Consider the following 22,279-nt stretch of genomic DNA (forward strand, 5'->3'; position numbering starts at 1 on the left):
GCCGGCCTCGATGCACCGGCATCCGATGCGGCCGGCCCACCTCGACGCCGCGGAGACACGGCCCGCAGGTTCACGCGCCGCCGGGCGGTCGCCTGGGCGTCAGCCTGACGTCATGCTCACCCACGTGGCGAACGTCTCCGTCCCCGAAACCACAACCAGGCACAGGCGGCCACCCGGCTGACGCGCAGGATCGCCCAGGCCCACGGCCACTACCGTGCACCCGGCCGCTCGTCGCCGCCCAGGGGTTCCAGTTCCGGCCGTGCCGGCCACAGGTCTGCGAGGTTCACCCCCGACCTGCTGCTGGACGTCACACCCGTGTTCGACGTCGAGACCAAGGCGATGGGCTGCATGACCGTGCTGGGCCACATGGTCCGAGCTGACGGCAAGGGGCTTCCCCGCCTGTTTGCGAGGGGTCTCGGCGCAGGGCGCGGTGAAGGCCGGCCCCGGCCCGGTGGCCGCGCCCGCAGTGGTCGCCGGCACCACCGTCGGACGAGGTGACGTGATCGTGGCCGACGACGACGGAGTGCTGTGCGCTCCTGCTGCGCCGCTCGCACACACTCGGCCACCGCCATCGCGACCACGGAGAAAGGTAAAGCCGACCCGTCGCACTTGACAACTCAGTACAGAACTGCCTAGATTTCTGACTGTTCAGTACATAACCGTTTTGAGCTCACCGGACAGGCTGCGTGCACGCCTGGCGCCTCACCGTCCCGTCGCTCTACCTCCACGGGGCTGACAACTGCATGTCCGTGGAGTTGAGCGACGGCATGGACGACCTGTTCACGAACGGCTTCGAACGCATCGTCATACCCGGCGTGGGGCACTTCCCGCACGTCGAACAGCCCAAGACGGTCGCCGACCACATCCTGGGTTTCCTGAACAGCTGACCCCCCTGCAACCACCCAGAACTCGGAGGGCTGAGCGAACCATGACTGACAAGGAACGGCAGGAGGCCATGGCTGTGACGGCTCCTTTCGTGGAAAAGCACCGCGACACCGAGGCCATGCTGGCCCTCCTCGACGCGGCGGAGCAGATGCCGAGCGCCAGCCTGCTGCGGGCCCGCTCCTACGAACTGCTGTCTCTTGTCCCGGGCTCGTCTGTCGTGGACATCGGCTGCGGTGCCGGGCGGGCCGTCGCCGAGCTGGCCGAGCGTGGCGTCCACGCGGTGGGCGTGGATCCCGATCCGTGGATGCTGGCCGAGGCCCGGAAACGGTGGCCGGGGGCCGAGTTCTGGCAGGCGGGGGCGGAGGATCTGCCGTTCGCCGACGGAAGTGTGCGCGGCTACCGTGCCGACAAGGTCTTCCACGCACTTCAGGAGCCGTGGCGCGCGGTGGCGGAAGCGCGGCGCGTCCTCTGCCCGGGCGGCAGGATCGTCCTGGTCGGGCAGGACTGGGACGCCATCATGGTCGACTCTGATGATGCGGCGCTCACCCGCACGATCGTGCACGCCCGCGCCGACCTCCTGGGCACGCCCCGCGCCGCCCGCCAGTACCGCAACCTGCTCCTGGACGGCGGCTTCAACGACGTCACCGTCGAGGTGCACACCAGCGTGTTCACCGATCCTGCGATGCTGTCGTTGCCCACCATGCTCGTCGAGCGGGCCTGCACGAGCGGTGCCGTCGGCCGTGACCAGGCCGATGAGTGGCTCGCCGAACAGCGCCGACGCGCCGAGGCCGGCCGCTTCCTCATCGCCATTCCGTTCTTCGTGGCTGCCGCCTCCGCCTAGAGAGCAGATGGAGCACGGGCTGCGGGGATCCGCTTGACCGGGGAACGGTGACCACGCCTGTCAGGCACTCGTGGCCGATGTGGGTTTCCTTGGCCAGCTGGGGGTGGCCCCCTTCCGCGCGAGACGCCTGGTCATGAGGGTGATAACGGCCCAGGTGATCAGGGTCTCAGTACTGGATGCCGTTCGTAGTCCCGGGCATGGCAGCATGCGTGCATCATCCACGCGAGCGACCTCTCGACGACCCAGCGGCGGGGCAGCACGACGAAGCCAGAGGCGTCCTTGGGGCGGCTGACCGGCTTGACGGTCAGGTTGTCACCGGCCCCGTCGAACGGCCGGTCAGCTCGGCGAGTTCACGGCGGGCCTCCGCTTGGTCGTCGAGTACGACGGCGACGATCCCGATCCGCACGAGCAGTGGCGCGACCTGGCGTCCGCGCCGATCGCCGACGACGAGTACCGCGTGGTCACCCCCGCCGACTGGTCACCGTCGCCCCGCTCGGTCAGGGACCTCGCCGACCGCCCCTGGGTGACCGCCCCGCCCGCACGGCGTGCGGCCGTGCCCTCGCGCGCATCTCCGCGCAGTACGCCTACCCCCCGAGCCGCGCCCACACCGCTCGGGAGTTCCCCACCGCACTGTCCCTGGTCCGAGCGGGCCTCGGCGCGGCCGTGGTCCCCACCCTCGCCCTCACCGGCGCCCCACCCGAAACCGTGGCCCTGCCCCGCGGTCCCCGCGGCGGGCCATACCGCCGCATCGCGGCCGTATGGCCCGCTTCCCCGTCCGGCCCACAACCCCGAACCGCGGCCGTGGCTCAGGCCCGCCGCCAGTCGGCCGAGAACCTGGGGCTCACGCCTGCGCCTTGAGGGAAACGGGCGTGACGTGCGTGACTTGGAGGCCGCGCCGGCGGCGAGGATACCGATGGGCTCATCGCGCACCTCCCAGCCGTGGCAGTACGGGCAGTGCACCAGTCGGAGCAGATGTGGTGCCTGCCGGTGGCCACCGACGCGATCGTTACCTGGAGCACCGAGTTTCACGGCCTGGCGGTGACCCCGCTGCGTCGTGCCGGCTGGCCCATCGACGATGAGCTGCTGGCCTCTGGCCCAGCCACCACGCCAACGTCCACTTTTACGGAACCCACTCGGAGGACATCGACGGCGTTGGCCAAGCTGGACCCGACGGCTACCGGCCGCTGCGGCCACCCAGGGCCGCCCGCGGCTGATCTGCGCTGTGGCTGCTCGCCTTACAGGCATGGCCAGCGAACTGCACGATGCCTGCACCGGCCGACTGCGTTCGTTCCTCAACAACGCACGCACCAGCATCGGACCCGGCTCCTTCGTCGTCCGCGGCCGCCGCGGTGGCGGCGATTCCCCGACCAAGCCGCGGCGCCGGTGGCCCGCCTCGCCAACCGCGTCGTGCGCCCTGAACCCGCCCAGGGTCCGCTGCAGCTGCACCGCCTCGGCCGCAAGACCGGGATCGCGTGCAGCCGGTGCGGCACCCGCAGCCAGACCACGGTAGTCGCCACAGTTGCGGGCCCAGACGACCTCGTTCTCGCGCTCGTATTCGAGGAACTCCACTCACGCTGCAGCGGCGGCGATGTCCAGACTTTTCATCCGCGCCCTGTTGGTCATCATCTTGGCGAGCAGCCGGCCGGCGATCGGCAGCCGGGCGAGGCGGATCATCATGGACCGAAGCAGCAACTCGGCGCGGTTGCCTGGGGTGAAGAAACTGCGCTGGCTCACACCGCTGCCGAGGTGGTGGTCGATGAACGGGCGCAGGTGGTCCTCCCAGTCCTGCAGCGCTCGTGGCACGTCGTGCGGGTGGCGTTCCAGCATGGTGCCGAGCAGGTCCGCCCCGGCCAGGCCGGTGGATGCCCCCATGGCGGAGTAGACGGTCAGGCACCACGCGGCGTCGCCGACGAGCACGACTCGGCCGCGGTGCCAGTGGTCGAGGTGCACCTGCTCGGCGGAGTCGAACAGGTGGTCCGGGGCCTTCTCGAACTGGTCGAGCAGCCAACCGAGCGTGGAGCCGGTGGGCTCGGGGCCGTAGGCGGCGCGCAGCGAGTCGATGGCCGGCCGGGTGAACTCGGCGTCCACGTCGTCGGTGCGGTAGGAGAACAGCACCGTCGGCGGACGGTCGGCGAACGAGAACACCCACACCGATCGGCCCGCCTCGGCCATGATCAGCCCGTCCTGTGGGCGGTAGCCGGGTACCGGCTCGGGCAGGCCGTACACGGCGATCATGTAGTTCAGCCGACGGATCGGGCTCTGCTCGGGCTCGAACGCAAGCCGGCGCACCGTCGAGCGCAGTCCGTCTGCCCCGACCACCAGGTCGAACTGTTCGACGGTCGTCGTCTCCGTCGTCAGGTCGCGGATCTCGACGTCCACCCCGTCGAGGTACTGGTCCAGCGCGATCGGCACGGTCGAGTACCGGATCTCGACCTCGTCGGGTAGGGCGGTGAAGGCCGCGTCTTCGATGTCGCCCCGCATCACCATTCGAGACCCGCCGAACACATCGGCGTAGCCCAGACCGCGGCGGCGCCGGCCCGTGCGGTCGACGTCGTAGCTCACGCTTTCCGGAGCGAAGCGATTCGGCACCGCATCGGCGATGCCCAGCCGTTCGGCGGCGGCGAGCCCGGTCCCGAACAGGGCGATGAAGTATCCGCCGCGGCGCCGCTCGGGGGCCTTCTCCAGCACCACCACGTCCCAGCCCGCGCGATGCAGTCGCAGCGCGGAGGCGGTCCCGCTGATCCCGAGGCCGACCACCAGGGCCCGCTGTCGCGATGTCGTGTTCTTGTCCATGGGACTGCGCTCCGTCATTGTCGTGTCCTTCATCTGGTTGGGGTGGGTCGGCCGTTCAGGAAGCCGAGGATGTGGAGTCGTCGAGGCGGGCGAAGACGTCGAGGAGTGTGGCGTTGACCTCGGCGGGACGCTCCTGCTTGCTTGCTGGGCATGGCTGAAACCGTCTGGAAACTGATCGATTTCCAGAGGGAAAGCAGGTCGGTTTCCTCGCCGACGAAGGTGAGGCGAGCAGTGACGGGCTGAGATCTCATGGCTTCAAGATCATCCTGTGGCCCCTTGTGGGCTTACCTCGGTGATCCCCTGGAGGGCCGCGTCGGTGTCCGCGGTGGCCGGCATCCTGTTGATTTCGGTGCCGGCCGCTGCGGAGGCCCCGACCTGGGCGACCAGATCGGTGGCATTGCCGGCCACCCACACACCCGCGGAGCCGGCCGTTCGGCCTTCAGGTGCGCGCGGACGTCTGCAGGAACAGCTCAAGGAGTGCCAGCAGCGTCTCGGGCGCGTCCTCGGTCGGGAAGTGGCCGGCGCCCGGAATCTCGACCACGGGTGCTTCGGGGTAGCTGAGCCGGAACGACGGGATCACGTACTCGGGCAGCAGTGCGGTGTCCCGCATCCCGACCGCCAGCATCGCCGGCACGGCGCGCAGCGCGGCGACGGCTTCCATGGGCGGCGGGCCGGGCGGGGGGCCCTGCGGGCCCTCCAGGACCTGCCGGGGGAAGGCGATGACACCGCGGCTCTCCGCCGGGGTCGGGAAGGGGCTGGAGTACGCGCGGATCCAGGTCGGCGTGGCGATCTCGGGCCGGGCGACGTGCTGCAGGTCGATCATCAGGTGGGCGATGGTGTGACCCGCGTTTCCGAGGATCTGCTCGAACGAACCGTCCGAGAGCGCCGAATGGGCCCACTGGAACCAACGGCTCTCGGCGCCGTTGGCCTTCATGAGAGGGGCGATGTCGTCTGCGAGGGGCAGCACGGTGTTCGTGGCGAAGATCCGGGAGATCCGGTCGGGGTGACGCAGCGCGAACCCGGTGCCGATGGGGCCGCCCCAGTCACGGAGCACCAGGGTGATGTCGGTGAGGTCGAGCGTGTCGACGAGCAGCGATTCGAGATTGAGGATGTGTTCGCTCGCGTCGTACGTGCGGTCCTGCGGTGTCTCGCTCTTGCCGAAGCCCATGTGGTCGGGGACGACCACGCGATGGTGACGCGACAGCGGCTCGATCAGGTGGCGCCACTCGTAGCCCCACGTGGGCTCGCCATGCAGCATGACGATCGTCTGACCGGGCCGTTCGGGGCCCTCGTCGACATAGTGCTGGCGGAAGCCGGCCGCCTCGGTGAAGCGGGCGGGATACGGCCACGTGCCGTCGAACGTCTCTTCAGCAGCAATCACGGGATATCGCGCCTTCCGGTGCGGTGTTGTCCGTACTGACCGCGGTCATGAGGTCCTCCGAAGTATTGGTTCTGAAGCAGCCTTCATCGGCTGGCTCGTTCTCGCGCCGAGCTGCGTGCTACGCCCCGAACGTCATGAGTTCAACCTCCGAGCCGCCTTCGCGGCGTCGCGGTCCTGCATGCCCGGACCAAGCCTGTCCGATGAGCTCAGCACGGTTGTTTACTGAACAGTCCGAAACCTAAATGGTTCTGTACTGGGTTGTCAAATACGGTGGGTCGGCTTTACCTTCGATGCATGGCGAGACCACGAAGCTTCGACCCCGACCACGTCCTGCATGCCGCCGAGCGGCAGTTCCGCACCTCGGGCTACAACGGCACGAGCGTCGACGACATCAGCGCCGCCACCGGCCTGGGCCGCGGCAGCCTCTATGCCGCGTTCGACGGCAAGCACGGCGTGCTGCTGCAGGCGATGGGCGGCTACTTCGCCCGGCTGGGGCAGGGTCCGCCGAAGGCGCTCGCCGGACCCGACGAGGGCGCCCTGGAGCGACTGCACGCCTACTTGCTCCGCGCCGTCCACGGGGTGCCACTCGCCGCCGACGTACCCCCCGCCCCCGACCGGGCGGCGTCGGCCTGCTTCGCCGCCAAGATGGCCCTGGAGCTCGGCACCTCCGACCCCGAGGTCAAACGCCTGGCCAACGAGTGCTTCTCCGTGGTCGCGACGGCGGTGGCCGAGTGTGTGCGAGCGGCGCAGCGCAACGGCGACATCGACCCCGACGCGGATCCCGACGACCTTGCCTACCTACTGCTGACCATCATCCGCGGGAGCGATGTCGTCGGCGCGTACGGCCACAGCCCCGACCGCCTGACCTCGATCGCGGAGAGCGCGTTCGCCCTGCTGCCCCGCCCACGCCACCCCTGACAAGGGCACGGCCGGCCTCGATGCACCGGCATCCGATGCGGCCGGCCCACCTCGACGCCGCGGAGACACGGCCCGCAGGTTCACGCGCCGCCGGGCGGTCGCCTGGGCGGCTGGCCGAAGAACTGCGCCCGTATCCAGGCGAGTTGCTCCACCGCATGCGCGGTGTCGCCGGGCTTGAACTGCACGGTCAGTCGCCGAACGCCACGCCGCCAGCGGACAGCGGCACTTCGGCCGCCGCTCCGCCAACTCGGGCCGCGTGTGCACGAATTCGTGCCAGCGCTCCGCCTCGGTGCCCTCGTAGAGCTGGGTGCCGCCCCCGCGGTGCGGGCAGCGGTACGGACTCCCGCTGGGCGTCGACGAGTCGGCGACTGGCCCGATCGTCTCCATCCTGCGCGAGCGTCAGCCTGACGTCCTGCTCACCCACGTGGCGAACGCCCCCGTACAACCGGGACCACAACCAGGCACAGGCGACCACCCTGCTGACGCGCAGGATCGCCCCGACCCACGGCCACCACCGCGCACCCGGCCGCTCGTCGCCGCCCAGGGGTTCCAGTTCGAGCCGTGCCGGCCACAGGTCTGCGAGGTTCACCCCCGACCTGCTGCTGGACATCACACCCGTGTTCGACGTCGAGACCAAGGCGATGGGCTGCATGACCGCGCAGGGCCACATGGTCCGTCCGAGCTGACGGCAATGGGCCCAACTGCCTGTTCGCCAGGGGTCTCGGCGCAGGGCACGGTGAAGGCCGGCCCCGGCCCGGTGACCGCGCCCGCCGTGGTCGCCGGCACCACCGTCCGACGCGGTGACGTGATCGTGGCCGACGACGACGGAGTGCTGTGCGTTCCCCTGCTGCGCCGCTCGCACACACTCGGCCACCGCCGTCGCGACCACGGAGAAAGGTAAAGCCGACCCGCCGTACTTGACAACTCAGTACAGAACTGCCTAGATTTCTGACTGTTCAGTACACAACCGTCCTGAGCTTGCCGGACAGGCTTGGTCCGGGCTTGCGGGACCGGTGCGGACCGTGTCGACCTGAGCGCAGGCGACCCCGCGCAGCGCACGACAAAGTCATGGCCACAACCGAAGGAACCAACATGCAGACAGCTCCCCCAGTGGCCCTCGTGACGGGCGCCTCCTCCGGGATCGGGCGGGCGGCAGCGCTCGCCCTCGTGGGCGCCGGCTTCGCGGTGGTCGGCACGAGCCGCAACGCGGCGAACGCCGAGCCGCTCGCCGGGGTGACGTTCCTCGATCTCGACGTGGCCAGCGACGAGTCGGTCCGCTCCCTGGTCGAGGAGGTGATCGAGCGGTTCGGCCGGATCGACGTCCTGGTCAACAACGCAGGCGCGGGCGCGGTCGGCGCCGGCGAGGAGAGCTCGATCAACCAGGCCAAGGAGGTCTTCGACATCAACGTCTTCGGCCTGATTCGGATGACAAACGCAGTGATGCCCCACATGCGCGCCCAGGGCAGTGGCCGCGTGGTCAACGTCTCCTCGGTACTCGGTCTGATCCCAGCCCCCTTCATGGCCGTCTACGCCGCCACCAAGCATGCGATCGAGGGCTACTCCGAGTCCGTCGACCACGAGCTTCGCGAGCATGGCGTCCGGATGCTGCTGATCGAGCCGGCGTACACAAGCACGGGTTTCGAGGCGAGCAGCATGGCACCCGACTCGCCCCTGCCGATCTACGCCGCACAGCGGGAGGTCTCCCGAGACGTGCTGGCCACGGCCTTGCGCAACGCCGACGACCCGGACGTTGTCGCGAAGGTGATCGTCGCGGCCTCCACCGATTCCAAGCCCAAGCTCCGGTACACCGCCGGCTCGATGGCCCAACGCGTCAGCGTGCTGCGCCGGATCGTGCCCTCGCGCGCCTTCGACAGACAAATCCGCAAGCTCAACCGACTGGCCGGCTGACCCCGCAGTACACCCGGGGCCCGAGGAGACGCACATGTCCCAAACCAGAGACACCGAAGCCGGCATCAGCATCTCTCGTCCGACCGCCCTTGAAGAAGGCTGACGCACATGGAGTTCGAACACGTCACCTTCGACCTGCCCCACGGCACCTTTCACGCGCTGCAGGGTGGTGATCCCGATGGTCAACCGACGCTCGTCCTGCACGGCTTCCCGGACCATCCGCCGACCGCGAAGCCCTTCCTCGCCGAGCTCGGCCGCCGCGGACGTCACGTCGTCGCACCCTGGCTTCGCGGTTACGCGCCGTCCCCGACCGCGGGGCCGTTCGACTTCGCATCCCTCACCAGCGACGTGCTCGCGCTGATCGACCGCTGGTCTCCGGGGCGAGCCGTGGAGTTGGTCGGCCACGACTGGGGCGCCCTGATCACATACGATGCCTGTGTCACCGCGCCGGAGCGGATCGAACGCGCGGTCACGCTCGCAGTCCCCCACCCACTCACGTTCCTGAGCCGGCCGCGCCTCGCTCAGCTACGCCGGAGCTGGTACATGGGGCTCTTTCAACTGCCGGGAAGCGGCTGGATGGCCACCGCCCGTGATCTCGCCCTCATCGACCGCCTCTGGCATCAGTGGTCGCCCAGCCTCTCGCTCGATCCAGCTCTCCAGGCGGACCTGCACGAGCACCTGCGGGCGAGCATGCCCGCGCCCATAAAGTACTACCGGGCGATGCTGCGACCCGGCATGCTTGGGGCGACGCGCCGCCTGTCTCAGCCGATCGCGATACCCCTGCTGCAGCTCCACGGTGCCGACGACGGCTGCATCCTCCCCCCGCAGGTCGACGACCGACATCGGTTCGCCGCCCCGCACGCGCTGGAGGTCGTCCCCGACGTCAGTCACTTCCTGCACATCGAGGCCCCCGAGGCGATCGCGGAGCGGATCGCGGCATGGGCCGAGTAGCGGATCACTCGACCCTCGCGGCGAGACCACCGGGATGGGCGGCGCGGGGTCGACCGGCAGGCCGAGGTCGACCGGCTGCCGGCCCTCGGGGCGCGGCACGCGGACATCGGCCAGGGAGAGCAGTCCTGGACCACACTGGTGGACCCGGAGGGCAGCGAGTTCTGCGTGCTCGGCTCGCGGCGGAGCTGACCGGAGCGAAGCAGGGCGATCGAACATACGATGGCTGAAAGGCGGCGCGGCACCGAGCCGGCGCCGACCGGTGATCCGATCACTCGAGGTGGGAGACGTATGGCACAGGCCGCGGACGCTGCGCGGACCGTCATCATGACCGTGGACGACGATCCCGGGGTGTCCCGGGCCGTCGCCCGTGACCTGCGACGGCGCTACGGCGAGTCGTACCGGATCGTGCGCGCGGAGTCCGGCGAGTCCGCGCTGGACGTGCTGCGGGAGCTGAAGCTGCGCGGTGATCTGGTCGCGGTAATCCTGGCCGACTACCGGATGCCCCAGATGAACGGCATCGAGTTCCTCGAACAGGCCCTGGACGTCTATCCGGGCGCCCGGCGCGTGCTGCTGACCGCGTACGCGGACACGAACGCGGCGATCGACGCGATCAACGTCGTCGACCTCGACCACTACCTCCTCAAGCCGTGGGACCCGCCGGAGGAGAAGCTCTACCCGGTGCTCGACGACCTGCTGGAGGCGTGGCGGTGCAGTGACTTCCGGCCGGTGCCGAGCACCAAGGTCGTCGGTCACCGGTGGTCGGCCCGCTCGTCGGACGTACGGGAGTTCCTGGCCCGCAACCAGGTGCCGTACCGCTGGTACTCCACCGAGGAGCCCGAGGGGCAGCGGCTGCTCGCGGCCTGCGGGCAGGACGGACAGCGGCTGCCGGTGGTGATCACGGCGGACGGTACGGCGCTCGTCGAGCCGGAGGTGCCCGAACTGGCGGCGCACGTGGGGCTGGCGACGACACCCACGGCCGACTTCTACGACCTGGTCGTCATCGGCGGCGGGCCGGCCGGGCTGGGCGCGGCCGTGTACGGGGCCTCGGAGGGCCTGCGTACGGTGCTCGTGGAGCGGTCGGCGACCGGCGGGCAGGCCGGACAGAGTTCGCGGATCGAGAACTACCTGGGCTTCCCGGACGGGGTGTCCGGCGGCCAGCTCACCGACCGGGCACGACGCCAGGCCACGAAGTTCGGCGCCGAGATCCTCTCCGCGCGGGAGGTGACCGGTCTGGAGAGCAGCGGGGCGGCGCGGCTCGTACGGTTCGCGGACGGGTCGGCGATCGCGGCGCACAGCGTGATCCTGGCGACCGGTGTGTCGTACCGGCAGCTGGAGGCGCCGGGTGCCGACGAGCTGTCGGGCCGCGGGGTGTTCTACGGGTCCGCGCTCACCGAGGCCGCCGCCTGCCAGGGCCACGACGTGTACATCGTCGGCGGCGCCAACTCGGCCGGGCAGGCGGCGATGTACCTGTCCAGGGGCGCCAAGTCGGTCACCCTGCTGGTGCGCGGAGCGGACCTCACCGCGTCGATGTCGCACTATCTGATCCAGCAGATCGCCGAGTCGCCGAACATCTCGGTGCGGGCCCACACGGTCGTCGAGGCCGCGCACGGCGACGGCCACCTGGAACAGCTGACGTTGCGCGACACGACGAGCGGGGAGACCGAACTGGTCGACGCGCAGTGGCTGTTCGTGTTCATCGGCGCGGCCCCGCTGACCGACTGGCTGGAGGGTACGGTGTTGCGGGACGAGCGCGGGTTCATCCTCGCCGGACCCGATCTGACCGCCGACGGGCGGCCACCGGCCAACTGGGAACTGGACCGGCCGCCGTACCACCTGGAGACCAACATCCCCGGCGTGTTCGTCGCCGGGGACGCGCGCGCGGAGTCCGCGAAGCGGGTCGCGTCCGCCGTCGGAGAGGGAGCCATGGCCGTGATGCTCGTACACCGGTATCTGGAGCAGTCGTGAACGGGCGGCTGATGCCGTGCAGCGCGGCGGAGATCAGCTCGCTGTTCCTCTTCGAGAAGCTCAGCGCCGAGCAGATCGGCAGGCTGTGCAGCGAGGGACGGGTCGAACTGTTCGACCCCGGGCCGGTGTTCGCCGAAGGTGACCCGGCGACCTGCTTCTACGTGATGATCGAGGGCACGGTCGTCATGTCGCGCCGGGTGGGCAGCGACGACATCGAGGTGAGCCGCACGTCCCAGCCAGGGGTGTACGCGGGGGCCGTGATGGCGTACCTCGGGGACGGGAAACCGCAGCGGTACATGAACTCGGTGCGGGTGTCGGAGCCGACGCGGTTCTTCGTCCTGCCCGCCGAATCGTTCGCGAACTTCATCCACGAGTGGTTTCCGATGGCGATCCATCTCCTGGAGGGGCTCGTCCTCGGTTCGCAGACCTTTCAGCGGGCCGTCGGGCAGCGCGAACGGCTGCTGGCGCTGGGCTCGTTGTCCGCGGGTCTCACCCATGAGCTCAACAACCCGGCCGCGGCGGCCGTACGGGCCACCTCGTCGCTCAGGGACCGGGTCGCGCACATGCGCAACAAGCTCGGCGTCATCGCCTCGGGCCCCTACCACGGCGACGCCCTGAAGGCCCTGGTCGACCTCCAGGAGCGTACGGCCGAGCGGGTCTCCAAGGCGCCGGCGCTGAGCCCGCTCGAAGCGTCCGACCGGGAGGACGAACTCGCCGACTGGCTCGACGACCACGGTGTCCAGAACGGCTGGCAGATCGCGCCGACCTTCGTGCAGGGCGGTCTCGACATCGACTGGCTGGAGCAGATCGCGGCGGCCGTCGACGAGCAGGAAATCCTGCAGAGTGCCATCGGGTGGCTCAACTACACGGTCGAGACCGAGCTGTTGATGTCCGAGATCGAGGACTCCACCACCCGTATCTCGCACCTCGTCGACGCCGCCAAGCAGTACTCGCAGCTGGACCGCGCCCCCTACCAGGTCGCCGATGTGCACGAACTCCTCGACAGCACGCTGCTGATGCTGTCGGGCAAGATCGGTCCACAGGTCAAGGTCGTGAAGGAGTACGACCGTTCGGTGCCGAGGATTCCGGCCTACCCGGCCGAACTGAACCAGGTGTGGACCAACCTGATCGACAACGCGGTCTCCGCCATCAAGTGCGAGGACGGCGAAGGGACGTTGACCGTACGCACCGCTCTGGTGCACGACCGGCTGCTGGTGGAGTTCCGCGACACGGGCCCGGGAGTGCCCGCCGAGATCCGCGGCCGGATCTTCGACCCGTTCTTCACCACCAAGCCGGTGGGCGAGGGCACGGGGCTGGGGCTCGACATCTCCTGGCGGATCGTCGTCAACAAGCACCACGGTGACCTGAAAGTCGAGTCCGTACCCGGCGACACCCGCTTCCAGGTGCTGCTTCCCCTCACCGCCACCGACCCCGACACCGACCCCGATACCGTCCCCGACCCGGCCCAGGAGTCCTCATGACCAAGGACACCGGAATCGACCCCAGCGTCCCGCCCAGCGGTGCCGGATGCGTCGAGTGCGACGCCGACGGCGGCTGGTGGTTCCATCTGCGGCGCTGCGCCCAGTGCGGTCACATCGGCTGCTGCGACGACTCACCCGCCAAGCACGCCACCGGCCACTTCCGGGACACCGGCCATCCGGTGATCCGCAGTTACGAGCCGGGCGAGGCCTGGTTCTGGAACTTCGAGACGTCCGAGCTGTACGATTCCGGCCCGGCCCTGGCTCCCCCGGCCGCCCACCCTGCCGACCAGCCCACGCCGGGACCGGCGGGGCGCGTGCCGTCGAACTGGGCGGACACGCTGCGCTGAGCCTGGCCCGACCAGGGCTGTCAGTGGTGGATGTCAGGATTCATCTGTGCCGCAGAACCTGTTCGGCACTCCACTCATCGGCCGCGACGACGAGCTGACCCGTCTCGCCGGTGTGCTGGGCTGGCCCCGTGTCCGCGAGGCCCGTGCCGTGCTCATCGCCGGGGACGCCGGGGTGTGCAAGACGTGGGTACTGTCGGAGGCCGAGCTCGGCTACACCGGCAGGGGCTGGCTGCGCTGCGAGACTGACAAGATCCTCGGAGTGTGGAACCCGGCCCTCACGCCGCTCACCCACGCCGCGGCGGGCCTGGACATCCCCGACGACGTCGGCATGAAACCCGCGCACTACGCCGTCCACATCGAAGCCCGCCGGACGGACAACTCCGGCCGCATCCTGCTCCGCATGGGCCCGTACACCCAGACCTGGCTCGCCTCCCACGACGTGAAACGCCTCAACACCCTGCTGGAGGGCAGGGCGGCCACCGCCATGCCCGGGTACACGGTCACCGCGAAGGACACGGTAGAGACTGCTGCTGAGCCAAACATGCGAAGGGCGCACCCAGCGATCACGGTGTGAAGCAGAGCGGCACGACCGGCACGCAGCCGAGGCACGTGTCGAAGCCTGCCCGAGGACGTCTGAAAAAATTCGCGTACGGTCTGTCGAATTCGCGCCGCCTGTCCGACGTAGAGGCGTACCGACCAGACGCACAGCCAAGGAGACCCATCATGGCCCAGTACGCGATCCTCATCTTCGACAACGCCTCGGCCGACGACTACACACCCGAGCAGCAGGCGGCGAGCAAGCGGCACGCCGACGACCTCATCGACTCCGGCGCCATGATCACGGCGTACGCGCTGCAGTCCGCCGACACCGCCACCTCGCTGCGCGGCGACGTAGTCACCGACGGCCCCTTCATCGACTCCAAGGAAGTCATCGCCGGCATCTGCATCATCGAGGCCCCCGACCTGGACGCCGCCCTGGAGCTGGCGCGCCGTAACCCCGCCGTCCAGTGGGGCCGCGGCGGTGTCGAGGTGCGGCCCGTCGCGGGCGGCATCACGCCCATCGCCCGATGACGGCCGCGACGGACGCAGGACAGGCGGTCGCCGACGCGCACCGGCGCGAGTGGGCCTTCGTGCTTGCCGCGACGGTGCGCGTCGCCCGTGACCTGGACCTGGCCGAGGAGTGCGTACAGGAGGCGTACGCCGCGGCGCTGTCGGCCTGGGAACGCGACGGGATCCCGGGCAACCCCGCGGCGTGGCTCACCACCGCGGCCAAGCGCCGGGCGATGGACGCGATTCGCCGCGAATCGACGTTCCGCTCGAAGCTGCCGCTGCTGGTGGAGCCCGAAGAGACCGTAGACGAACTCGCCTTGGACGAGCTGTACGAACAGGATGAGGGGCAGGCCGTGGACCCGGAGGATGTCGTACCCGACGAACGGCTGCGACTCATCTTCACCTGCTGCCATCCCGCACTCGCGCATGAAGCGCAACTCGCGCTCACGCTGCGGTTGGTGTGCGGGCTGCCGACAGCGGACGTCGCTCGGGCGCTGTTGGTGTCGGAACAGACGATGGCTGCCCGGATCACCCGGGCGAAGAAGAAGATCTCCGCCGCCCGCATCCCTTATCGGGTGCCGCGCCCGGCGGAACTGCCGGACCGGCTGACGGCCGTGCTCAGCGTGCTCCACCTGCTGTTCACCGCCGGGCACACGGCTCCCTCGGGCCCTGCTCTCATGCGCACCGACCTGGCCGACCGCGCGCTGCACCTGGCCCGCACACTGCGGGACCTCATGCTCGACGAGCCCGAGGTCCGCGGGCTGCTGGCGCTGCTCCTGGTCACCGACGCCCGGCGCGCCACCCGGACCGGCGCCGACGGTCGGCTGCTGCGGCTCCAGGAGCAGGACCGCTCTCTGTGGGACCGCGCCGCGCTGGCCGAGGCGCACGAGTTGATCGTGGCCGGGCTGCGCGGCGGCCGCGCAGGGCGCTATCTGCTGCAGGCGGCGATCGCCTCGCTGTACGCCGAGGCGCCGACGTACGAGGAGACGGACTGGCCACAGATCGTGACACTCTACGACAGGCTTCTGTCGCTGTGGCCCTCACCGGTAGTCGCGCTGAACCGGACCGTACCGGTGTCGATGGCCCAAGGAGCGGCGGTCGCGCTGGCGCAGGTCGAGGCGCTGGAGCAGGACGGCCGACTCTCCCGGTACCAGTACCTGCCGGCGATCAAGGCGGACCTGCTGCAACGCCTCGGCCGTACGAACGAGGCGGCGGCCGCGTTCCGGCAGGCGCTGGAGCTGACCGGCAACGAGGCTGAACGGGAGTTCCTCACCGCGCGCCTCACCGATCAGGAGACCAGCCCCGCGTAAGGGATCAGGTACTCCGCAGCAGGCGGCCGGGCTGGCTTCGTTGTGCTGAACGGACTGGTGCTCACGGAAGGGGCCTCGATGGCGAACCTGGTCTACAAGCGGGTCTCGACCGACCAGCAATCGACCGATCGGCAGAACCTCGTCCTCGCCGAGGCCCAGATCGAGGACCCGGTCACCTTCGAGGAGCAGGCCGGCACCTCCAGCCGCCTCCACCCGCTCCAGCGGCCGCAGTTCGACGAACTGCTGGCGTACGCGAGGTCGGGCGACACCGTGCACATCTCCGAGATGTTCCGCCTTGTCCGCGGCACCGGGCACATCCTCGACGTGCGCGACGTCCTTCACCGCGACCAGGTCGCGCTGCGCATCCACGACGGCGCGTTCTCCGCCATGGACCTGACCGCCCGCCACCCGCGCACCGGAGAACTGCTGTCCACGGTGAAGTTCATGGTGCAGACCCTCGCCGCCGCCGGCGAACTCCAGCGCGACCTCCAGCGCGAGCTCACCTACGACGGATTGCGGGCCGCCGAGGCCAAGGGCAGCAAGGGCGGCCGACGCCCGGCCATCCCCGCCGAGAAGACCGACACCGTACGGACGGCCTACCTCGAGGGCCGGTCCATCGCCGCCCTGGCCCGCGAGCACGACGTCAGCCGCGGCGCCATCCGCACGGCCGTCGCCGACCTCATGCCCGAGCACACCACGGCCGACCCCGAGGACACCGCCGCCCCGGAGCTGCCGGTCACCCTCGACATGCCGGGCAGGGTCGCCGACTTCCTCCGCACCACCGAGCTGGACGACGCCGAGCGGGCCGCGCTCGACCGCGGCCAGGCCGTACGGTGCGGCCAGGGCTACACCCTGCGCGTGAGCGCCGTGCCCGCGGTCCACCGCCAGCTCCTCGCCCAATGGCGACCCCTTGACGGCACCCCAGCGGTCCCAGCACAGCGCAAGGCCCGCCGCGAGTACGAGAACCGCGTCAACGCCCTGGACAGCGGCAGCTGAAGGGGAGCGGGGAGTGCCCGCAGGCCAGGGGCCACTCCGTTGTTTATTCGGCGAGTATTACTGGGACCCCTGATTCTCAGCGCCAGTCGATGAGCACAGCAGTGTCACCGAGCGTGGAGAACTCCCCAGCCCGTTCGACCTTTTTGGGTGTGGAGCCCGGCTTGGTGTCGCAAAGGTAGTAGTCGTTCGCGGCCCCCTTCACCGAGCGGAACGCGAATTTCTGCCCGTCGGGGGAGATCAGCGCGTCGTAATTGACCAGCATTCGCTTTGCAGCCCGTTGAGCAGCCGGTCCGCCTTCTCCGGCCAGCCGCCGCTCCTGCCCGACGGGTCGGGCAGGCTCAGTTTCGGGTAGGCGGCGGCGTAGGCGGCGTGGTGCTCGGCGAGGTGGGCGACGCCCTCCTCGGTAATCTCAAAGCCGTCGTAGGTACCGCGCGAGCGGGCCGGCCCGCGCGGGATGAGCTCCTTGTCGATGGTGGGCGACCGCATCCAGTCCAGATGGCCCCTGCGGCCGCGGGAGGCGGTGTAGAGCTGGCCGAGGACTTCAGGGCCCGCTCTTTGAGCGGCACCGCCGTGCGTGAGGTGCGCGGCTCGGTCACCCACCGCATCAGAGCCCGGCCGGGCTTGGTCATGGCCACCTGGTGCATCATCCCGAACCGGGTGGGCCGCATGTCGGTGGTGATCAGGTCGTGGTCCACCAGGACCTTGATGGGGTCCAGCCAAGGTAACCCCCCAAGCCGCCACGGGATGATCTTGGTGAATCAGAGTGCTCGGCGGGGTCATGCTCGCCTCCCTGTACCGCCCAGGGGCCGCGGCCGCTGGGCGGTACAGGGTGACCGGGATGAGTTGAGGCTGGCGTCTGCCTCCGGAGTCTTTCGGGCGTTGTTCCTGAGGTTGGCGAAGGGCAGAGCTCCTCCGTGGAGTTCTTTTAATTCGTCGATCAGGTCCTGCTCGGCCTCACCCGGGTCGTCCTCGGTCCTCGGCCGCCAGGCGACGAGCAGTGCGTCCGAGGTGTCGGCGGTCACGGACGGGTCGCGGCCCTTGAGGTGCCCGGCAGGGCTGGTGGGGAGGAACGACGGGGGCGAGGTGTCCGTGCGGATCACCACGTAGATTCCGTGCCCGGTGGGGACGTTGCTGCCGGGCAGTTCACGGAACGGCACGAAGCCGCGGAAGCCACGTGCGGTCACGCTCCTTTACTGCGGCAGAGATGGAAGATTGGGGCGGGCATGACGATCGAACCGGTGACGGAACTCGGGAGCGGGGGCGCACTTCGGTTGCCGCGCGCCCGGGTGGTGCCCCTGTCTGCTCCGCCCGCTTCGTAAGCCGGATCTCACTGACGACATGGGGATGCATGTTCGCCGGCGAACCGGCGCCGACCGGACCCGCCCGCCGGGGCGCGAAGCCGCCCGTCTTCCCCGTCGCCGCGATCGACGACCCGGCGCTGCCCGAGATGCTGGCCGAACTGGCAGCGGCCCGGGCGGACGAGATGGACGCCGACACCGTCAACCGGGAGCTGTCCATCGCCCGCAAGGCGATCGGCTGGTGGCAGCGCCAGGGCTGGATCGTCGTCGATCCGACGATCGGCATCGAGCGCCGGCCTGCCCCGCCGGACCGCACCAAGGCCCTGGCCGAGAACCAGATCGCCGCCCTGTGGCGCCTGGACATCACCCTGCGAGAGAAGACGCAGTGGAAGATGCTCTACGAGTCCGCAGCCCGGGCCGACGAGGTGCTGTGCCTGAACGTGGAAAACCTGTACCCGCAGGACAAGCGCGGCAAGATCACCGCCAAGGGCGGGGCGACGGAGTGGATTCACCGGCAGTCCGGCACCGCCCAGCTGCTGCCCCGGCTCATCGCTGGACGCACCCGCGGGCCGCTGTTCCTCACCGGCCGCAAGGCCCCGGCCGGAACGCCGTCGCTGGACGTGTGCGAGGAGACCGGCCGGGCCCGCCTCTCCTACCGCCGGGCCGAGGAGATCTTCGAGTACGCCACGCGGCTGCTGGCCAACCCGCTCGCCTCACCCGAAGACATCGAGGACCTCGACGGCTGGACCCTGCACCGGCTGCGGCACTCCGCGCTCACCCACGACGCCGAGGGCGGCACCTCCACCCCGATGCTGCTGGCCCGCTCCCGCCACGCCTCCGTCCGCTCCCTGGAGCGCTACGCCCGCCCCGGCGTCGACGCAGTCGCCCGGCACGTCGCGCAGCAAGACCCCGCCGCCCGCCGACGGGGATGACTGGCAGGGCCCGGCCCAACTCCCGGATCACACCGAGCGGGCGATGCCCGGCGTAGCCGCAGCTCAGCGGTGCTGAGCAGTCTTCTGTGGGAAGACCTCACTGTTGCCCCGGCCCGGGCGACCCGTCAGGTCCACCCCGCCGCGCGCATCATGCTCACCAACGCGCGCTCGGCTGCCTGCTCCTCGTCCTGGTCCACCTCGACGCTCTCCCAGCCCTCGGCGTACCGCAGCACGTTGGACAGCGTCTCGCGGTCGGCGGCGCCACCCGGGCCCTCGAAGGGCGAGTGCAGGACCGTTGACAGCGCCTGCCGCACCCAGCGGGCGACGGTGGCCTCGTCCCCCTCGGGCATCCACGAGTAGTAGGGCACTCGCCCGATTTTGCCCAGCGTCTCCGTGAGTGCTTCGAACTCCGGGCCGGGACGCGGGCCGGCCGCGCGGTCGAGTGCGTCGGCGAACTCGGCGAGCAGCGCGAGGTCCGCTTCCGCCACCTCAATGGTGGTCAGGTGCACCACGTTCCCACCGTCTGGTCCGATCAGCAGCAGGACGTTGGGCGTGGGCGGGAGGATCTCCTCCACCATCCCGTCCGCGAACTCCTCCGTCCCCTCGGGCAGCGCGTCGCGGACCCGGTAGTACGCCTCTTCGACGTCCTCAATCGGCGCGCCCGGGATCGGCACCCCTCCGCTGTCCCGGTAACCCATCAGCACCCCCTCATGGTCCAAGACCATGTCCATTCGGAGCCTCAGGAGCAGGCCGGCCAGTTCGTACAGGCCGGGCAGGGCGTCCTGGACGAGGGGCAACAGCAAGGTGCGGGTGGGGGTGAGGCGCGGCGGCGACTGCTGGCCGCCAGCTCGGGCCCGGTCGTTCGCCCGCATCGCCTCGGTGTACCGCGTACCGGTGGCCCGGCTCTGCTCACGGATCTCCCGCATGCGCTTCCGCGACTTCCGGGGGCGGCTCGTAGGCATGTCTGACTCCATACAGCGGCGCACCCCACGCAGACGCCGCTCTGAAGGCAGGCAGGTTCAGGTGCACGATGCGTCGAAGGACGGCTTGGCCTACCAACGAGGACTCCTGCGTGGCGGAAGACCTCTTCAGCGGTCGGCGGTCGTGGCCGCCTGCCCCGGCAGCATACCGGCAACGGCTGCCGCGTCAGACCTTCAAGATCAACTCATGGCCCCTTTGACCCGTATCTCGGTCAGACCCCAGGTGGATTCGGTAACTCCGCGCGGAACTTGTCCGCGAGGCTCCGGCTGTAGAGGTCCGCCGAGCTTTCGATCACGAGGGCCCGTTTCGTCGGAGAGCAGACGTTCCGCTTCTCGCCGCGTGCCGCCACGATGTTCTCCTGGCCGGCGAAGTCGGCCTCGATGCGCGCCTCGGTGGAGTTGGAGGGGGCGGAAGGCCAGTAGTTCAGGCTCGCCGGGCCCTCCAGCATCTCGTCGGCGGTGGCCGTGGTCCCGACCGCCGGAATTCCGGCTCTGCCGAGCACCCGGAGCGCGGCCTTGGTCGAGTTCCGGCTCTGCGCGTACCCGAGGACACCGACGACCTTCTCGTAGTCCTCACGCCCCGCCGCGTCCTCGTCACGGGTCTCGTCGACCAGCCGCCGGGCCGCCTGTTCGGCGTCCTTGAAGTTCTCGCCCGTGGTGCGCACCTCCGTCGTCCCGTCGAACAGGGCGTCCGTCTCGTCCCGCGGTCTGCTGGACCCGAAGGCCACCACGGTCCGTACGGTCCGCCCTTGGCCGGCGCATTGTTCGGCGCGCTCGTTCCCGGTGTCGATCGCCTTGCGCGCTGCGTCGTACCAGGCCTTCGAGGTCATGCGGACGGCGTGGCACGGGCGGACTCGGCGACGGACCGGCTGCCGCCGAGACAGGAGCTATCCTCGGGGTCCGGCAGCGAGCCGGCCACGGTGAGGCCCGCGCCGACCAGGGCCAGCGCCGCGAGGGCCGCGACGATGGACGTGGCGGTCCGCCAGCTCAGCTCGAAGGTCCTCGGCGCCACCGGGCCCATGGGCAGCCCGGGGCCCGCGAGTGCGGCCTCGCTGAAGGTCACCAGGACCGGCGGGCCGTCCTTCTGGCCCAGTTGGAGCCCGGCCTGGGTGAAGTTGCTCTCCGGGGGGCCGCCCAGCTCGGCGAGGAGTGCGGGGGACGGCTGGCCGACGGCGATGACCAGCGGCCCCGGCTGCGCCGCGGTGTCCCGCATCCGGTGCAGCGCGCGCAGGAAGCGTTCGGCCGCACGGGCGCCCTGTGCCCCGGTCGGTGGCAACTCCACCAGGAGCACCAGCCGTGCGGTGCGCCGACGCCGCCTGGGCAGCACCCCGCCGACGGGCGGGGTGCGCAGGTCCTCCAGCAGGGCCCGCACCAGCAGCTCCTCCAGTTCCTGGAGGGCCTCTTCGTGGTGGGGGTTGGTCCTCAGCCGCACCGCCTGGACGGCGGCCACCTGATCCACCACCGCAAACAGCGTCCGGCCGCCCGCCGCCACCGGCAGGCCGGCCAGCCAGGCGCGCATCACCTTCCGCGATGTCCACCCGGACCACAGTCTCCGGGGAAGCTTCCGGGCGAACGACAGCCAGCCGACGCGCAGCAGCCAGCCCCGGATGCTGTCCGCCGGGGGTTCGCTCGCCGGAAGCCTCCCCAACAGGCCGCGGTGCTCGGCCTGTTGCCGATCGCAGGCGTGTTCCCGCAGCTCCCTGGCCCGCGCTCCTGGCCCGCGCTCCGGACGCTCCCTGAGGTAGGTCACCAGGCCTTGGACCACCTGGAAGTGCGGGAAGCGGTCGGGCACCATGTGCTGGGGCACCTGGAGACAGGTGCCCGCGCGCTCGGAGAGCAGCTCGGTGTCCGGGGCGGCGGTCAGGTGCGCGTACGGCACGAGCCTGCCGTTGTCGTCGATGGACCGGCGCAGCGCCTCCAGCACCCGGTGAACGGCGGCCTCGTACTGCCTGGCATCACCCGGGGTCCGCAGGATGAACAGCGGTGGCTTGGTCGCCAGGTTCTTACGATGCGCCGGCGCCACGGCGGTCAGGAACTCACGTACGAAGACTTCGGCTCTGGAATCATCCGGGAACCCGTCCGATCCACCGTACGGTAAGGGCATAAGGAGACACCCCCGGTTTCTCTGCGTCCGCCCGGCGAACCGTCACGGATGGTGATGAACCATGACCCTAGCGGCGGTCCCAAGTAGCGTGGCGGTGCGGGTCTCGATCGCCCTGCCGCCGTGGCGATCACGTGGCGAT

24 protein-coding genes and 2 pseudogenes are annotated in these 22,279 nt (G+C 70.1%); 16 read left to right on the forward strand and 10 right to left on the reverse strand.

Annotated features, from left to right (window positions below; genetic code table 11):
• Positions 1-376 precede the first annotated feature (376 nt).
• The 3 genes from PV419_RS48740 (at position 377) to PV419_RS48750 (ending at position 1,726) form a co-directional block, all read left to right on the forward strand.
• Positions 377-613: a hypothetical protein gene (locus PV419_RS48740; RefSeq protein WP_319700358.1), complete on the forward strand. Its 237-nt coding sequence runs from the start codon at positions 377-379 to the stop codon at positions 611-613.
• 73 nt (positions 614-686) lie between these two features.
• On the forward strand, positions 687-887 hold the full coding sequence (locus tag PV419_RS48745) for an alpha/beta hydrolase (protein WP_319700267.1): 201 nt from the start codon (positions 687-689) through the stop codon (positions 885-887).
• Positions 888-1,003: 116 nt separating this feature from the next.
• Positions 1,004-1,726 (forward strand): methyltransferase domain-containing protein, encoded by a 723-nt coding sequence (locus PV419_RS48750; RefSeq protein ID WP_319700360.1) that lies wholly within the window; start codon positions 1,004-1,006, stop codon positions 1,724-1,726.
• Positions 1,727-1,789: 63 nt separating this feature from the next.
• Here the strand turns inward: PV419_RS48750 and PV419_RS48755 are convergent.
• The 4 genes and pseudogenes from PV419_RS48755 to PV419_RS48770 all read right to left on the reverse strand — a co-directional run.
• Positions 1,790-2,037 (reverse strand): annotated as a pseudogene (locus tag PV419_RS48755) (IS5/IS1182 family transposase); the annotation flags it as partial.
• 1,258 nt (positions 2,038-3,295) lie between these two features.
• Positions 3,296-4,537 carry an FAD-dependent monooxygenase gene (locus PV419_RS48760; RefSeq protein WP_319700269.1) on the reverse strand — a complete coding sequence of 414 codons (1,242 nt, stop codon included), beginning with the start codon at positions 4,535-4,537 and terminating at the stop codon, positions 3,296-3,298.
• A 243-nt stretch (positions 4,538-4,780) separates the two neighbouring features.
• On the reverse strand, positions 4,781-4,927 hold the full coding sequence (locus tag PV419_RS48765) for a hypothetical protein (RefSeq protein ID WP_319700271.1): 147 nt from the start codon (positions 4,925-4,927) through the stop codon (positions 4,781-4,783).
• 31 nt (positions 4,928-4,958) lie between these two features.
• Positions 4,959-5,900, reverse strand: a complete 942-nt coding sequence (locus PV419_RS48770; protein WP_319700273.1) for an alpha/beta fold hydrolase — start codon at positions 5,898-5,900, stop codon at positions 4,959-4,961.
• Between the two features lie 294 nt (positions 5,901-6,194).
• On the opposite strand from PV419_RS48770, the gene PV419_RS48775 reads away from it, so the two are divergent.
• The 12 genes and pseudogenes from PV419_RS48775 to PV419_RS48830 all read left to right on the forward strand — a co-directional run bounded on the left by PV419_RS48775 (position 6,195) and on the right by PV419_RS48830 (position 16,826).
• Positions 6,195-6,818 (forward strand): TetR/AcrR family transcriptional regulator, encoded by a 624-nt coding sequence (locus PV419_RS48775; protein WP_319700275.1) that lies wholly within the window; start codon positions 6,195-6,197, stop codon positions 6,816-6,818.
• Positions 6,819-7,509: 691 nt separating this feature from the next.
• The gene (locus PV419_RS48780; protein WP_319700276.1) at positions 7,510-7,719 is read left to right on the forward strand and encodes a hypothetical protein; all 210 of its coding nucleotides are present in this window, start codon (positions 7,510-7,512) and stop codon (positions 7,717-7,719) included.
• Positions 7,720-7,910: 191 nt separating this feature from the next.
• Complete coding sequence (locus tag PV419_RS48785; protein WP_319700277.1) at positions 7,911-8,726, forward strand: oxidoreductase; 816 nt, start codon at positions 7,911-7,913, stop codon at positions 8,724-8,726.
• 108 nt (positions 8,727-8,834) lie between these two features.
• The gene (locus PV419_RS48790) at positions 8,835-9,677 is read left to right on the forward strand and encodes an alpha/beta hydrolase (RefSeq protein ID WP_319700278.1); all 843 of its coding nucleotides are present in this window, start codon (positions 8,835-8,837) and stop codon (positions 9,675-9,677) included.
• Positions 9,678-9,728: 51 nt separating this feature from the next.
• Positions 9,729-9,866 (forward strand): annotated as a pseudogene (locus tag PV419_RS48795) (VOC family protein); the annotation flags it as partial.
• A 99-nt stretch (positions 9,867-9,965) separates the two neighbouring features.
• Positions 9,966-11,642 (forward strand): FAD-dependent oxidoreductase, encoded by a 1,677-nt coding sequence (locus PV419_RS48800; protein ID WP_319700280.1) that lies wholly within the window; start codon positions 9,966-9,968, stop codon positions 11,640-11,642.
• Between the two features lie 11 nt (positions 11,643-11,653).
• The gene (locus PV419_RS48805) at positions 11,654-13,123 is read left to right on the forward strand and encodes an ATP-binding protein (protein WP_415925542.1); all 1,470 of its coding nucleotides are present in this window, start codon (positions 11,654-11,656) and stop codon (positions 13,121-13,123) included.
• Complete coding sequence (locus PV419_RS48810) at positions 13,120-13,470, forward strand: UBP-type zinc finger domain-containing protein (RefSeq protein ID WP_319700283.1); 351 nt, start codon at positions 13,120-13,122, stop codon at positions 13,468-13,470. Before PV419_RS48805 ends, PV419_RS48810 begins: the two co-directional genes overlap by 4 nt.
• Positions 13,471-13,516: 46 nt before the next feature.
• Positions 13,517-14,044, forward strand: a complete 528-nt coding sequence (locus PV419_RS48815; protein WP_319700285.1) for an ATP-binding protein — start codon at positions 13,517-13,519, stop codon at positions 14,042-14,044.
• A gap of 149 nt (positions 14,045-14,193) precedes the next feature.
• Positions 14,194-14,541: a YciI family protein gene (locus tag PV419_RS48820; protein ID WP_319700287.1), complete on the forward strand. Its 348-nt coding sequence runs from the start codon at positions 14,194-14,196 to the stop codon at positions 14,539-14,541.
• The gene (locus tag PV419_RS48825; RefSeq protein WP_319700289.1) at positions 14,538-15,830 is read left to right on the forward strand and encodes an RNA polymerase sigma factor; all 1,293 of its coding nucleotides are present in this window, start codon (positions 14,538-14,540) and stop codon (positions 15,828-15,830) included. The genes PV419_RS48820 and PV419_RS48825 overlap by 4 nt, the downstream gene beginning before the upstream one ends.
• Positions 15,831-15,908: 78 nt before the next feature.
• On the forward strand, positions 15,909-16,826 hold the full coding sequence (locus PV419_RS48830) for a recombinase family protein (protein ID WP_319700291.1): 918 nt from the start codon (positions 15,909-15,911) through the stop codon (positions 16,824-16,826).
• Between the two features lie 76 nt (positions 16,827-16,902).
• Here the strand turns inward: PV419_RS48830 and PV419_RS48835 are convergent, their stop codons facing one another.
• From PV419_RS48835 to PV419_RS48845, 3 genes are all read right to left on the reverse strand, one after another.
• Positions 16,903-17,088, reverse strand: a complete 186-nt coding sequence (locus PV419_RS48835) for a hypothetical protein (protein ID WP_319700293.1) — start codon at positions 17,086-17,088, stop codon at positions 16,903-16,905.
• Positions 17,064-17,426, reverse strand: a complete 363-nt coding sequence (locus tag PV419_RS48840; RefSeq protein ID WP_319700295.1) for a hypothetical protein — start codon at positions 17,424-17,426, stop codon at positions 17,064-17,066. The genes PV419_RS48835 and PV419_RS48840 overlap by 25 nt, the downstream gene beginning before the upstream one ends.
• Before the next feature lie 176 nt (positions 17,427-17,602).
• Complete coding sequence (locus tag PV419_RS48845) at positions 17,603-18,010, reverse strand: hypothetical protein (protein ID WP_319700297.1); 408 nt, start codon at positions 18,008-18,010, stop codon at positions 17,603-17,605.
• A gap of 164 nt (positions 18,011-18,174) precedes the next feature.
• On the opposite strand from PV419_RS48845, the gene PV419_RS48850 reads away from it, so the two are divergent.
• Entirely contained in the window at positions 18,175-19,056 is an 882-nt protein-coding gene (locus PV419_RS48850) for a site-specific integrase (protein WP_319700299.1), read from the forward strand.
• 125 nt (positions 19,057-19,181) lie between these two features.
• On the opposite strand, the gene PV419_RS48855 is transcribed toward PV419_RS48850, so the two are convergent.
• The 3 genes from PV419_RS48855 to PV419_RS48865 form a co-directional block, all read right to left on the reverse strand.
• A complete protein-coding gene (locus tag PV419_RS48855; protein WP_319700301.1) occupies positions 19,182-20,018 on the reverse strand; it encodes a hypothetical protein in 837 nt (278 codons plus the stop codon).
• Positions 20,019-20,248: 230 nt separating this feature from the next.
• Positions 20,249-20,866 carry a hypothetical protein gene (locus PV419_RS48860; RefSeq protein WP_319700302.1) on the reverse strand — a complete coding sequence of 206 codons (618 nt, stop codon included), beginning with the start codon at positions 20,864-20,866 and terminating at the stop codon, positions 20,249-20,251.
• Entirely contained in the window at positions 20,863-22,059 is a 1,197-nt protein-coding gene (locus PV419_RS48865) for a hypothetical protein (protein WP_319700304.1), read from the reverse strand. Before PV419_RS48865 ends, PV419_RS48860 begins: the two co-directional genes overlap by 4 nt.
• Positions 22,060-22,279: the final 220 nt, after the last annotated feature.

The sequence above is a fragment of the Streptomyces sp. ME19-01-6 genome (assembly GCF_033793745.1).
Taxonomy (GTDB): domain Bacteria; phylum Actinomycetota; class Actinomycetes; order Streptomycetales; family Streptomycetaceae; genus Streptomyces.

Coding starts and splice junctions, on each gene's coding strand:
- PV419_RS48750 (WP_319700360.1), top strand. CDS start 1,004: ATGCTGGCCCTCCTCGACGCGGCGGAGCAGATGCCGAGCGCCAGCCTG.
- PV419_RS48760 (WP_319700269.1), bottom strand. CDS start 4,537: ATGACGGAGCGCAGTCCCATGGACAAGAACACGACATCGCGACAGCGG.
- PV419_RS48775 (WP_319700275.1), top strand. CDS start 6,195: ATGGCGAGACCACGAAGCTTCGACCCCGACCACGTCCTGCATGCCGCC.
- PV419_RS48780 (WP_319700276.1), top strand. CDS start 7,510: ATGGGCCCAACTGCCTGTTCGCCAGGGGTCTCGGCGCAGGGCACGGTG.
- PV419_RS48785 (WP_319700277.1), top strand. CDS start 7,911: ATGCAGACAGCTCCCCCAGTGGCCCTCGTGACGGGCGCCTCCTCCGGG.
- PV419_RS48790 (WP_319700278.1), top strand. CDS start 8,835: ATGGAGTTCGAACACGTCACCTTCGACCTGCCCCACGGCACCTTTCAC.
- PV419_RS48800 (WP_319700280.1), top strand. CDS start 9,966: ATGGCACAGGCCGCGGACGCTGCGCGGACCGTCATCATGACCGTGGAC.
- PV419_RS48805 (WP_415925542.1), top strand. CDS start 11,654: ATGCCGTGCAGCGCGGCGGAGATCAGCTCGCTGTTCCTCTTCGAGAAG.
- PV419_RS48810 (WP_319700283.1), top strand. CDS start 13,120: ATGACCAAGGACACCGGAATCGACCCCAGCGTCCCGCCCAGCGGTGCC.
- PV419_RS48820 (WP_319700287.1), top strand. CDS start 14,194: ATGGCCCAGTACGCGATCCTCATCTTCGACAACGCCTCGGCCGACGAC.
- PV419_RS48825 (WP_319700289.1), top strand. CDS start 14,538: ATGACGGCCGCGACGGACGCAGGACAGGCGGTCGCCGACGCGCACCGG.
- PV419_RS48830 (WP_319700291.1), top strand. CDS start 15,909: ATGGCGAACCTGGTCTACAAGCGGGTCTCGACCGACCAGCAATCGACC.
- PV419_RS48835 (WP_319700293.1), bottom strand. CDS start 17,088: ATGCTGGTCAATTACGACGCGCTGATCTCCCCCGACGGGCAGAAATTC.
- PV419_RS48850 (WP_319700299.1), top strand. CDS start 18,175: ATGTTCGCCGGCGAACCGGCGCCGACCGGACCCGCCCGCCGGGGCGCG.
- PV419_RS48855 (WP_319700301.1), bottom strand. CDS start 20,018: ATGCCTACGAGCCGCCCCCGGAAGTCGCGGAAGCGCATGCGGGAGATC.
- PV419_RS48860 (WP_319700302.1), bottom strand. CDS start 20,866: ATGACCTCGAAGGCCTGGTACGACGCAGCGCGCAAGGCGATCGACACC.